At 61.8% G+C, this 12033-nt stretch carries 9 protein-coding genes; 4 read left to right on the top strand and 5 right to left on the bottom strand.

Annotated elements, in window-relative coordinates:
• Positions 1–514: 514 nt before the first annotated feature.
• The 3 genes from J3A72_RS13415 to J3A72_RS13405 form a co-directional block, all read right to left on the bottom strand.
• Positions 515–1543, bottom strand: a complete 1029-nt coding sequence (locus J3A72_RS13415; RefSeq protein ID WP_049402763.1) for a hypothetical protein — start codon at positions 1541–1543, stop codon at positions 515–517.
• Positions 1544–1777: 234 nt separating this feature from the next.
• Positions 1778–2383 (bottom strand): hypothetical protein, encoded by a 606-nt coding sequence (locus J3A72_RS13410; protein ID WP_033836002.1) that lies wholly within the window; start codon positions 2381–2383, stop codon positions 1778–1780.
• Positions 2384–2530: 147 nt separating this feature from the next.
• Positions 2531–3505, bottom strand: coding sequence for a DNA-binding protein (locus J3A72_RS13405; protein ID WP_049402764.1), 975 nt, complete (start codon positions 3503–3505; stop codon positions 2531–2533).
• 104 nt (positions 3506–3609) lie between these two features.
• Between J3A72_RS13405 and J3A72_RS13400 the strand changes: the two genes are divergently transcribed.
• Together J3A72_RS13400 and J3A72_RS13395 are read left to right on the top strand one after the other, a co-directional pair.
• A complete protein-coding gene (locus tag J3A72_RS13400) occupies positions 3610–4686 on the top strand; it encodes a site-specific integrase (RefSeq protein WP_049401586.1) in 1077 nt (358 codons plus the stop codon).
• A 101-nt stretch (positions 4687–4787) separates the two neighbouring features.
• Positions 4788–6752, top strand: a complete 1965-nt coding sequence (locus J3A72_RS13395; protein ID WP_049402765.1) for an AAA family ATPase — start codon at positions 4788–4790, stop codon at positions 6750–6752.
• A 168-nt stretch (positions 6753–6920) separates the two neighbouring features.
• On the opposite strand, the gene J3A72_RS13390 is transcribed toward J3A72_RS13395, so the two are convergent.
• Positions 6921–7622, bottom strand: a complete 702-nt coding sequence (locus tag J3A72_RS13390) for an adenylate/guanylate cyclase domain-containing protein (RefSeq protein ID WP_024956864.1) — start codon at positions 7620–7622, stop codon at positions 6921–6923.
• Positions 7623–7624: 2 nt separating this feature from the next.
• Complete coding sequence (locus J3A72_RS13385) at positions 7625–8545, bottom strand: TIR domain-containing protein (RefSeq protein WP_088428977.1); 921 nt, start codon at positions 8543–8545, stop codon at positions 7625–7627.
• Between the two features lie 133 nt (positions 8546–8678).
• On the opposite strand from J3A72_RS13385, the gene J3A72_RS13380 reads away from it, so the two are divergent.
• On the top strand, positions 8679–10211 hold the full coding sequence (locus tag J3A72_RS13380; RefSeq protein WP_064238533.1) for an adenylate/guanylate cyclase domain-containing protein: 1533 nt from the start codon (positions 8679–8681) through the stop codon (positions 10209–10211).
• Between the two features lie 597 nt (positions 10212–10808).
• Positions 10809–11555 carry a Pycsar system effector family protein gene (locus J3A72_RS23240; RefSeq protein ID WP_126412175.1) on the top strand — a complete coding sequence of 249 codons (747 nt, stop codon included), beginning with the start codon at positions 10809–10811 and terminating at the stop codon, positions 11553–11555.
• Positions 11556–12033 lie beyond the last annotated feature (478 nt).

Raw genomic sequence — 12033 nt, 5'->3', positions numbered from 1 at the left:
GACTTCGAGGGTGATCGTCTGCCGGCCAGAAGCAGATTCAGCGCGGCACAATCCTAGCCAGCGCATGCGCCCAAGGCATTGCTACTTGAGGGATGGGCAGCCATTGGCAAGCCACCAGCAGGCTACCGTCCTTCGTCGCCCCATGCGCACCGTCACGCAGTTCGAGCAGGGCATCCGGCCCGGGTTAGTCGTCCATCCCGCTGCAGACGATCAGGTCGAAACGACCCGTCGGCCACTCCTGCAGTTTCTGGGCGCAGGCCGCCGGAAGCGATAGAACGTTGAGTGTCGGTCCGAGGGCTGGCGCACCTCGTAGCCGCTGCCTCGATATCCCCCCGAGAACCGCTGGCCGAACGCAAGCGTCAGCGCCTCCACGCTCAGCACCACGTTCCAGATCCTTCGTGGCCCCACTTGCCGCTTCGCTTCCTGCGTTACGACGGCCAGCGCAACGGCCCCGATGACCGCGGACTGGTACCGGAGTTCAGGCACCACTCGCCGAGCTCCCGCGCGCCTGCGATCAGACGAAGACCTCATCGAGCAGGTCCCGCAGCGCGCCGTTCAGCCTCGGGTCGCCCTGTCCCTGCAAGGACAGGTACAGCGACAACGGGTCCACGACGGTGCCCGCGCCACCCAGGCGGGTGGAGTACGCCCAATGCTGCACGTCTGCATAGCCCTCGCCGGCCACGGGAAACCATTCCGGCTCCGGATGCCGACGGAAGCAGTCTCGTCCGATCGCAGCGATCGGACGCGATGGCGCCGCCAGTTCGGTGAGAACGGACAGGCCGGTTTCTCCCGCAGCACGACAATGATCGGCCAGCAGCATGTCCAAGCCACTTTTGCCGATGCAAGTGGTGCGCAGCACCGGCGAGCGCAGCCGCGGCAGCGCGACCGCCCACAAGGAGCGGCGCGCTTTCAAGAACCGTAGCTTCGTCTCCCGCCCCTCGCGCTGGGCGCTGACGAGGTTAGCCGCCACCAGTTCACGGGCGACCCGCGAGGCAGTCATGCGTGAGTAGCCTGCCTCGCGCGCCAGGTCGAGCGGCACCCACGGGACGCTGCCAGGGATGCCGCGCTCCTCCAAGTCGGGCCGCAACAGGGCCGCGATCAGAACCGCTTGTGCCGGATGGCTCAACCGCTCCCCAGCGGATGTGAGCACCCTTGGAGACGAATCGCGCTCGCGTAAGCTCATCAGGAAGCTCGGAGCGAACAGTTGGCTACCAGGCACAACGAAATCCACCCGAGACTCGATGAGCTTGGAGCGAATGTAGGGCGAAACGCCGGAGAGCACGAGAATGACCCTCAAGCCGGCCTTTTCCGCCAATCGATGCACCTGCGCGATCAGCCGCAAAGGTGGCAACGGTTCCGTCTGCGCCGGGACGGTGGCCAGCAGCACCCTGTGGCCGAGCAGGTCAAGCTCGGCCAGGCCGAATAGGGTGGCGAGGAAGTGGGGTAAGCCGCGCGTCTTGGAGCTGGGCCAGGGCTCGAGCTCACCGACCATGTCGGGTAGTAGACCCTGAAGATAGCGGGCTGCGGCGTCGAGGTCGTTCATAGCAGCGAATGTAACGGAGGTTCTTTACCGTAACAAGGCGCGGTGACAGTGAAACTGCTCTGTTACAGTCCAGTGCACCAGGCCCCTGCTACATCGCCAGGCGAGTTCCCCCGTTCAGACGCCAGCTACTCCCTCCGACTCCGCACGATTTGCCGGATAGCCCTCGGCAGTGGATTACTAGAGAGAGGTTTGTGACTATTACCGCGTAGTTGTAACGAACAGCATTTGCATGGGCTATTCATTAGGCAGCACGATTGTGTCGTAGTTGAAGTCTCGAGGCCGCTGACCGGTTGCCTTGATTGCTTCTTCGACGGCTCTATCGAGCATGAGCAGGTACTTTTTAACGATCTCGCTCCCCCGCCCCTTTTTCATCTCTTCTTTTCTCAGAAAGAGTTCCTGGATCTCCTTAAGTGCACTCACAGCCGTTGCTGATTGCTGCAGCGCAATCGCCAAGGATCGGTTCGGCACGTCAACATAGTTGACTGAATCGAAAGCCTTATGAAGCTGGGTCAGATGCGCCAAGATCAGCCGGGGGCCGCCGAATCCGCCCTCGAACTGCGCCAGCATCAGTGTCGCTGGAAATCGCGCATAGGAAATCAGCTCTATGAGGGACTGTGTGACCTCCCGTCTCCTGACTCTGGCGTGCCAAAGGGGGATCAGTCCCGCGGCGATGATGGCTGCGATGCTGCCGATCGCTTGCACCCACGCCGGCCAGTCAAGCGCTAACGTGGCGGATTTGGGACTCGGCTTGCTCATGAGTGCCCAAGTCAAGACGGCTCCTGCGGCAAAGGTCATCACAGCGACCACCGCCCAATCTCTGTCAGTTCTTCCCTGCTTCATGGCGTTCCTCCTCCGGCGTGCTGGTTTCTACCGTTCGTACGGGGCCTGTCGCGCCGTGCTCTCGGGCGCGGTCGAGGATGAACTTTGGGGGGGGCGTGTACGTCCTCCAAGTCTTTCGGGAAAGAAGCCTTGATCGAATGGATGGCCTCAAGTCTTAGATTTCCTGCTATTGGGTTCTTGTGTCGGCTCGCCCACTCTTCTGGGCGCGGTGCGGCGTGGCTTGCTTTGCCTGCTTGGCGTTGCCGTGTTCGCTCTCCCTTGTCGGAGTGCCTCGGTAACTTGCCGAGTGGTTTCCTTCAGTGACGTCAGCTGCGCCTCCAAGCCATCAGCCCGCGCGTTCACGCCTTCCAGTCGGCGCAATGCCTGTTGCTCGCGGTTGGCAGCAGCAATGGCTTGTTGCTCGCTCTCTCGCAATGAGGTGGCCAAGGCCATGCGCTCCCGCCCCCACTCCTGCTCGGCTGACCGCAACGCCTGGCGATGCCGGTCAACCTCCGTATGGGCACGATCCTCCACTGCCCTGACGTGCGCCTGGAGCGCCCTCCTCTCTTCTTCGTGAGCGGCCGCGGCCTCGCCCAGACTGCGGCGTACGGCATCCAGTTCCTGCTCGAGTCGCTCCGCCCGTCCATAGGCTCCATCGCGTTGGCGCAGCAGGTCTTGTACTTGTGCCGTCATCTGGGAGACCTGTGCCGCCAACTGCTCCGCGGTGGTGGCGGCGGCCTGAGTCTGGACCTGAGCCTCCCTTTCGCGCTTCTGGCTGGCCTCAATCGCCAGCGTCAGGGCCACCCGGTCCTCCTCCAGCAGGCGCTCGCGTTCCTCCAGTGCGTGCCTGGTCGACTCCAGCTGGGTCTGAGCGAGCTCGCCGGCATCCTGCAGCGCGGCCTGCCACAAACGCTGGCTCAGGTGAGCTACCCGCTCTGGGATGCCTGGAACCGCCGCCTCAATGGCGCGCTGGCGCAGGCGAAAGCCTACGGTCTGCCACCAGGTCTCCAGCCAACGCGTGACGGTGTTGGGCGAGCCGGTGCCCAAGTGGGCTCGGATTCGCTCGACGGTGGGACGTTCGCCGGCGGCGATGATGTCGTCCGCTGCCTGGTGCACATCCAGTTCGCTGATGCCCTTGGCCATTGGGTGTCCTTCTGCGGAACGGTGAGAATTGGCAGGCCATGTCTGATAAGGCATATTTATCAGATGTAGCTCAACCTAATCATAGTGCACAATACATAGTACATATGAATAATATCACTGCTGCGTCAGGGGAACTCGTTTCGGGGCTGGTTCCGGAGCGGCTGGCCACTTCCGCCGCAGAAGCGGTGCGAGACATCCTGCAGGAGGCCGAAGCGCCTAACACCATTCGCAGCTACGCCGGCGCCCTGCGCTATTGGGCGGGCTGGTTCGAAGGGCGCTATGGCAGGCCCATCGCCCTACCCGTCCCCCCGGCGGCAGTGGTTCAGTTCATCGTGGATCACATGGGGCGCTCAGGCGATTTGGGGCTTCGTTGGGATCTGCCTGCAGACTTGGATAGTGCCTTGGTGCATGCGGGCCTGAAGAAGAAGCCTGGGCCGCTGGCGTTCTCCAGCCTGGTCCACCGGGTGGCGGTCTTGTCGGCGGCCCACAAGCAGGCCCGCCAAGACAACCCTTGCGAGGATCGCGCCGTGAGGACCCTACTGTCCAAGGGGCGCAGGGCTTCTCACAAACGAGGCGAGCGCCCGGCCAAGAAGACCGCGCTGTCAGCCGCAGATCTGCGCGCAATGGCGGCCACCTGCGACACCTCGCTCAAGGGGAAGCGCGATCGCGCCCTGCTCTACTTTGCCTTTGCTAGCGGCGGGCGCCGCCGCAGCGAAGTCGCCGAGGCGACGGTGAATCACCTCACCCGACTGCCCGAAGGCGGCTACACCTATCGCTTGGATCACGGAAAAACCTTGCAGTCCGGGCCAGTGGTTGGCAGCAGCCCCGACAAGCCCATCCTGGGAGAGGCAGCCACCGCACTGCAGGACTGGCTGGACATGGCCGAGATTACCGACGGCCCCCTGTTCCGGCGCGTCTGGCCACGGTCATTGGGCGGCGCGCTCAGCGGCAAGGCGGTCGCCGCCATCGTTAAGGACCGGGCGCGGTTGGCCGGTCTGGACGGGGACTTTGCCGGCCACAGCCTGCGCTCGGGCTTTGTTACCGAAGGTGCGCGGCGTGGGGTGGCCCTGCCGGCGCTGATGGCGATGACCGATCACCGCTCCGTGGCCAGCGTGATCGGATATTTCCAGCAGGGCGGCGTCGGCAGCAACCCCGCCGCGCGCCTGATGGATGAGGACTGAGCCTCCGGCCCGAGCGGCCAGCAGTGCGCGTTGAATGTGCCCCGCTCGGGCCCTATCCTGCACAAGACGCGCACCATCCACGGCAGGAATCAGGGGGCAGCATGAAGCTAGTCAAGGCACGGATCCGAAACTTCCGTTCTGCAGAGGATTCCGGAACGTTCGATGTCGGAGAGCTGACCTGCTTGGTCGGTAAGAACGAGGCGGGCAAGACTGCAATTCTGACGGCGTTGTTTGGTACCCGTCCCATCGCCGACCAGTTTGCTTACGACACGGTGCACGATTACCCCCGCCGCTTCCTCACGCGGTATGAGGAACGCCACGACGACGAACCCGCACCGGTTGCCACCCTGACCTGGGAGCTCAGCCACGAAGACCAAAAGGCGGTCGCCGACGTCCTGGGTGCCGGCGCGTTAAGTAGTACGACCGTTGACGTAACGACAGATTACAGTGGCCACAGCACTTGGAGCATTCACGTCGATCCCAACGTGGTGCGCGCGTTTCTGCTCGACCAGCACGGTGTGGCAGGCGAGGAGCGGGAGAAGTTTTCCAAGATATTGCTGGATCGACTCGTGGTCGAGATAGATGCGCACCCCGAGCCGTCTGACCAATTGCAGGCGGTCAAGCGGTCCATCAGCGGCTTCCGCAAGGGGAAACCAGTGCTGGCGGCCATCGATATCCTGCAGAAAAGGATGCCGGCGTTCTTCTATACCTCTCACTTTGATCGCATGTCCGGGGAGATATCGCTGGACAAGCTGTCTCGTGACACCCAAAGCGGCGCGACGATCTCCCCGGGTGACCAGATTTTCCTCGACTTCCTCGAGTACGCCGGGACGTCGGTCAGCGAATTGCAGTCCAGCACACGCCTGGAAGAGCTCAACGCACGTTGCCAAGCCGCCTCCAATGAAATTACCGATGAGATCTTCGAGTTTTGGAGTCAGAACGACGCGCTCAGTGTAGAGATAGCGCTTGCCCAAGGCCTCTCCGAGGATCCCGCCCCCTTCAATAGCGGGACTGTTGCCAAAATCCGCATTCGGAATGACAACCACAAGGTTTCGGTGCCCCTGTCTGAGCGCAGCGCCGGATTCGTCTGGTTCTTCTCCTTCCTGTCGCAGTTCAAGCAGATGCGAAAGAGGAACCCCGGTGCGATCATCCTTCTGGATGAGCCTGGATTGACGCTACATGGAAAGGCGCAAGCTGATCTGCTCCGCTACATCATTGAGCGTCTACTCCCCGACCCCCAGGTCATCTACAGCACCCACTCGCCCTTTATGGTGCCGGCCGATCGTCTTGCGGACGTTCGCGTCGTCGAGGACGTTGTCACCTACGACCAGCGTCGCCGCCCCACCGTTAAGGGCACACAGGTCTCCGCGGACGTCCTGAGCGTCGATCAGGACACGCTGTTCCCCCTTCAGGCCCATCTCGGTTACGAGGTTACCCAAAGCCTGTTTGTGGGAGCGCATACCCTGTTGGTCGAAGGACCTTCGGATGTGCTCTATCTTCAGGCGGCATCGCACGCGCTCAAGCAACGCAAGCGCCAAGGCTTGGACAGCCGGTGGGTGATCTGCCCCACAGGCGGCATAGACAAAGTGCAATCGTTCGCCTCGCTCTTCTCTGGCAAGGGCATCCACATGGTCGCCTTGTGTGACTACGGCAATGGCGATAAAGGCAAGGTGCAGCGGCTGAGGGAGTCTCAGATCATGAAGACTTCCGGCGTCTTGGTAGCCACGGATTTCACCGGAAAGGCGGAGAGCGACATTGAGGACTTCTTCGCACCCGCCGTCTTCGCCGACATCCTCAACGGTGCCTACGGTCTGAAGGGAAAAGGGCAAATTTCCGCCCGGCAGTTCAGCCAAGACGGTGCCCTGACGCGCCAGGTCAAACAGGCCGAAGCACTGTTTAATGTCATGGGGGCTTCCGTTCCGCCCCTGGATCATTTCACTCCCGCCAACTGGCTCATCCAGAATCAGCACGTGCTGGCCGCGGAAACTACGGCCATCAATGAAACGCTGGAGCGCTTTGAGAAGGCCTTCGCTGAGATCAATGCGGCGCTAGGGGCCGGTGCGTAGATGAACCTCTGCCAGAGCTCCGCAATGGCAGCGGGTTCCTCTCCCGGCGCGCACTCATCGGAGGGCAGGACTCGGCTGCCTGACTCCCGCGCCATGAAATCGGCCTCTAACAGTGCGCCCTTTCCCTGCCATGCTGGCCCTGCGAATGCCGGGTCCGCAGAGGGCGCTTTAGACGCGCCAAGCCCAGTCTGATCCGTGAATGCGGCGACCACCCTGCCGGTTCCAGCGGAACGCCTCCCACATCAGAGTCGGCGGCGTTCCACCGTACTTCAACTCATCAGCCAACCGGATGAACACCTCATCGGTAATCCAGGTTGACGGGGCAAGGTCCAGGTCCGTGAGCTTGGCCGCATGATTGGCCGCGCGTCCAACCCAGACGATGTCGTTGCCGCCTCGAATACCCGTGCGAGCAGCTCGGATTGGGCTGCTGTCGATTCCGACGACATGCCTCACGGTACCTGTCCAGTCGGGGTACTGCTGTTTCAACGCTGGCATGACGATCATCTTGACCGCATAGTTGATTTTCAACCCGGCCTTAGCCGCCGGCGTGGCTTGCCGGTCACCCACCCAGATGCCCATGACACGATCTCCGTCGTAGGAGGTGATCTTGCCGCCCTCTTTCCTGATGATCGTCGCTGCACAGTGCAGGAACGCTTTGTAGATCTCTGCACTCAACTGCCAGGCTTCGGTGTCGACCATATTCGTTGAGCCGTTCAGGTCCGCGTACAAAACAGTGGCACGATCAAACTCCACTGCGTCATTGCCCAATCGCAGATCTTCTGGATCGGGTACAACTTGACCTCTCCGTGTAGACCATCGGGTTTGTGCTATCGCCTGCACGGCGGCCGTCATCTCTTCCAGCAGTGCCACCGTCAGTCCCTCGGCCCAGCTTCGAGAATGCGGGAGCGAATTTGTTCGCATGCCGGTGCAATCAAAGCCCGGGCGTCCGGGCCAGGGGTGTATCGGTAGGGGACGGTCGTGAGCCCCGTGAGATCACTGGGAAGCTTCAGCTTGTCTTCGCGCGGCTCCATCAAGAAGGCGCGCCGACGCCCCAGGAATCCAATGAACATACCCAGTTCAAAGACGACGTTGTCGCGCATGACAGGCCACTCGTCACCGCGGCTGATGACCATGTCATCCGCGTGGGCCACGGCAATGGCAAAGTCTGCCTGTTCCAGCTGGCGCTCGAGCTCGTCAAGTGTGTAGTTGGCGGCGCGGAACACCCCGTGGTCCCATACCACCGTCAGGAACGGGTCGTGCTCGAAGTGCTGTACCAGCAACCGCGTGACAGGGAGCGCCTCCACCGACGACATCACAAAGACCCGGACCTGTCCGCGAGGTTGGGTAATCATGTGATTGCGCTCTTTTAGACGGCGCGAAAGGGTCGCGGCCAGCCGCCGCCAGATGACGGGGTGTGAATCCGCAATCCTGCTGAAATCGATTTCCGGCACCTTTAGCACTACGGTCGGCTCGCGTGCAGTAACAGTTGCCGCCCGCAGTTGCGCCGGTTCGATGGCTGCCATTTCGCCGACGTGGTCCCCAGCCCTTCGGGTATTAACCACTTTGCCGTTGACCAGCACGTCCACGGAGCCGGAGACAATGAAGAAAACGTCGGTCTCTGGGGCGCCCTGAGTGATAAAGGCCTGCCCTGTCCCCACGTCGAGCAATTCCCCGGCCTGTGCCAGCTGGGCTGCGGCCGCGTCCAAGCCGGCCAGCAGGCGGAACTCAGCCAAGGCGGCGATCAGTCGCCTGCCATCATCCGCCGCGAGGCGCTCGACGATCCCAGTCCCCATACTGCCCCCTTGAAAGTGTGAACTGGGTCCCAATATACGCCCAAAGGAGCTGGAATGAATCCGGCTGCCAGCCACGCCGTAGGCGACGCGACCCGCCCGGCCTGGCCTCCTCTTGGGCGCAGGGAGTAGCACGATGGGACACAGCTGGAAAAAAGATCGCACCAAGAAGCGCATTGCCACCCGTTACGCCGAAGTCCGCGACGTGGACATCCGCGATTACAAGCGGGAAACCTCGCTGGTGGATATTCCAGTCAATCGCGCCTATCGCGTCCAAGGGGCGCATGTCTACATCGACATCGTCAATCTGGCGGACATGCTTAGCTGCACTGACATCGAAGGCGAAACCTGCCACAAGCGGGCCCTTCGATTCCTGAATCAGCACTGCCGCGCCGTCCATCGCATCCTCGTTGAAAGTGATGCCATCCGTGTGGACTTTCACAACCAGCGGCTGCATGCGGTTGTGACCAAGCCGTACGGCGATGCCAACGAACGCGCCCGGATCGAGCGCGCGGTTGCGATCGCCCAGCTCGCCATCGATGTGCTGGCTGAAACGGGCGACTCGGACGCGCACATCCCCAATGCCCAGGTTCGTGTCGGCATTGACAGCGGGATGGCGTTGGCCGTCAACAATGGTCGTCGCGCCAGCCGAGAACCTCTTTTCTTAGGCTCCCCAGCCAATCAGGCGGCCAAGTGTGCCGGGCATGGAGGGGCTGAAGGCATCTACCTGACGCACGGCGCACGTGCCGTGCTTGAACTGCCTACCTTGACCGGCAACAAGGACCGCACCACTTCGCTGACCGATGCTCAGATTTCCGCATGCGTCGAGGCCGCTGCACTCGGCATTTCCAAGTCGCGCATCATCGAACTCTGGAAAGATGAACAGGCCGAGCTCCCTATCGGCGAATTCAAGTTCAGTCGACCGACGCCTCCGCTTTCTGATCTGGACTTCTCCCTGCTCAGCGCGGCGAACTCAAGGCGATTTGATGGCGTTTCGATCTATGCCGACATTGACGGATTCACCGACTTCGTGGACAAGCACTTAGAGGAGGATCCCGAACATCTGGTTCGAACACTGCACGTATTGCGCTCTGAGCTGGATGCGGTCGTACACGAGGATTTTGGAGGGCGTCGTGTCCGTTTTATTGGCGACTGCCTTCATGGGGTGCTGCTGGAGGGCACGTCACAGACGACAGATGCGCAGGACACGGTCAGCACCGCTGCCCAGTGCGCGGGTGCATTGCGCAGCAGTTTCTCCACTGCCCTGGAGCAACTGAGCGCCGAAGGCGCGGAAGTGGCAGAGCTGGGATTGGCCATTGGCTTCGAACTTGGCCCCCTTGCCATTTCCCGCCTGGGCATGAAGGGGAGCCTTCTGCGGTGTGCCACGGGGCGAGCGGTGTTGGAATCTGAAGCCCAACAACGACTCTGCGACGGTGTGGAGACGGCCATTGGTGAAAATGCCTACAAGGCCGCCAGCGCCGCGATACGGACCGTCTTTACCGACAAGCGAAAGGCGGCGAACCTAGACTATGCCGCAGCGGTGGAGGAACTCGCCGCATCCGGGGACCGCGTGGCGAAGGCAACACTGGAGGCACACTACGCTGAAGTGGCACCCGCAGTGGCTCCTGCGCTCGCGCAGCCGATCCGTCCTCATGTGGCCGCGACGTGACGCCAAGGCCTTTGGAGCTGCTGCAGCGCGTGGCACCGGACTACGGTGCCACGTTGATCGTAGACCCTGTCGGGGGGCTGGTTGGGATCACAGTGGTTCGGGCCGGCGGAGCCGAGTACGCATTTAGATTGCTCGTCTCCGTTGCAGGCGAGCACGTCTCAGTGCGCGAGATCGCCGACCCCGGCATGCTGCCGGGGTTCTGTCCCGATCGGCATATCAACGGTGACCGTAGCTTCTGCCTCGGCTGGGGAGAAGACAATCCGAGCCGGATCCAAGACGAAGCAGCAGCGAGGCATTGGTGGGCCACGGTCTACCAGTACCTGACCTACCAGATCGGCGCGAACGCCCGCCGGGTCTTTCCTGGAGCGGAGAACGGCCGCGCGCACGGTCGTGCTGCGCAGCATCAGGCCAATGCTGAGCAGGCAGCCGAACGACTGGGTCCGGCATTCAAGGCAGATGTGCTCGCGGGGCAGTTCATGGTCCGCAAGGATTCGCGCCCTCAGAAGCGGAGGCTCGAGCTCTGGCACGGCAAACTACTCCTTGCTCGGGTGTCGACGCGCACTGAAACCTTGGTCGGGAGACCCCCAGTCTGCCCATGTGGCCGCGATCCTGACGGTGCGATCACTGCATGTGGCGACCACGCTGCGGCCCTGGTCACTTTCATCTTGGAACAGCACCGATGTGCGCTGGCCGACACAGCTTTCCTTGAGGATTGTGCGGCTGCAGGAGCGCGCTGCTGCGGAACGCTGGACATCTGCGGTCTTCGATCTGCCATCAAACGAACACAAACCGTATCCCTCAAGACAGAGAACTCACCCCGTGCAAGAACCTCAAAATTCTGGCGGCCACCCGCCAAATCAAAGCGACCGCGTTAGTGCCGCTTGGCAGCAGCTGAATTTGGTCTTGGGCTTCTTCTCCCGTGTAGACACAAAACTCTCGGTCGGCCTGGGTATCAACCTGGGCATGCTTGCCATGATCGCGACGCGGCTGCCGAAACTTGATGAACTAACGGCCCTGATCTCGGTTGCGGGCGTTTTGTTCCTTACACCGCTTACTGTTAGCTTCTGGCACCTGTGGTACGGATATTTTCCGGAACTGCGAGGCGGGTCAAATTCGCTCATCTTCTTTGAACGGGTGTCGAGCATGGCCGAGCACGAGTTCTTGCAGAAGTGCGCGGAGCGTACGCTGATGGAGTTCGAGGAAGACCTCCTGGGTCAATGTTGGCGCAATTCCAAGATTCTCTCGTCAAAATTCAGCTGTTTGAAGTACGCGTACATTGCCACTGTTCTGGCAATCGCCCCATGGATGGCACTCATCGTTGTGCTGCCTCCGCCGGCAAAGTGACACACAAGTGGCTTCTGCTCATCCAGTTGTTGAGCCGGAGCCCCGGGCAGCGCTGACAGGGCCGGGCCTTCCGGCCCAAGTCGGCCCAAGGTGAGAAACGGTGCTGGCCATTGCCGGAGTTTGGCCATCGGCTATCACACGCACGTCGCAGTTAGCTCCCTTTCGGAAGGGGATGCCAGCCTAGACGTGCAGCAAACTCACGACGATAGACGGTGTCAATCTGGGGCGGGGCTCGCCGGACGTACTCTTCTGCGAGCGTCGCAGTTTGCCCTGAGAGGCTTGCGAGGTAGGCAACTGCTTCTTCCACTGATGGGACGCGTTGATTTTCCCCGTTGAACTTCGGTGGCAGCGCCGTCCATAGCACAGTGGTAATCCCGCGAGCAGCGGCCCAGTCAGCGAGCCCAGGAATACTCGCCGGTGCTGGACAGCCATGTGTCCAGACCCCCAAGTGTCGCTCCATGTTCTTTGAGGGAATGGC

It is taken from the genome of Stenotrophomonas sp. PvP093, from assembly GCF_017876915.1.
GTDB classification, from domain to species: Bacteria; Pseudomonadota; Gammaproteobacteria; order Xanthomonadales; family Xanthomonadaceae; genus Stenotrophomonas; species Stenotrophomonas muris.
This window is presented reverse-complemented; position numbering and strand designations above follow the sequence as displayed.

Coding starts and splice junctions, on each gene's coding strand:
- J3A72_RS13415 (WP_049402763.1), bottom strand. CDS start 1,543: ATGAACGACCTCGACGCCGCAGCCCGCTATCTTCAGGGTCTACTACCC.
- J3A72_RS13410 (WP_033836002.1), bottom strand. CDS start 2,383: ATGAAGCAGGGAAGAACTGACAGAGATTGGGCGGTGGTCGCTGTGATG.
- J3A72_RS13405 (WP_049402764.1), bottom strand. CDS start 3,505: ATGGCCAAGGGCATCAGCGAACTGGATGTGCACCAGGCAGCGGACGAC.
- J3A72_RS13400 (WP_049401586.1), top strand. CDS start 3,610: ATGAATAATATCACTGCTGCGTCAGGGGAACTCGTTTCGGGGCTGGTT.
- J3A72_RS13395 (WP_049402765.1), top strand. CDS start 4,788: ATGAAGCTAGTCAAGGCACGGATCCGAAACTTCCGTTCTGCAGAGGAT.
- J3A72_RS13385 (WP_088428977.1), bottom strand. CDS start 8,545: ATGGGGACTGGGATCGTCGAGCGCCTCGCGGCGGATGATGGCAGGCGA.
- J3A72_RS13380 (WP_064238533.1), top strand. CDS start 8,679: ATGGGACACAGCTGGAAAAAAGATCGCACCAAGAAGCGCATTGCCACC.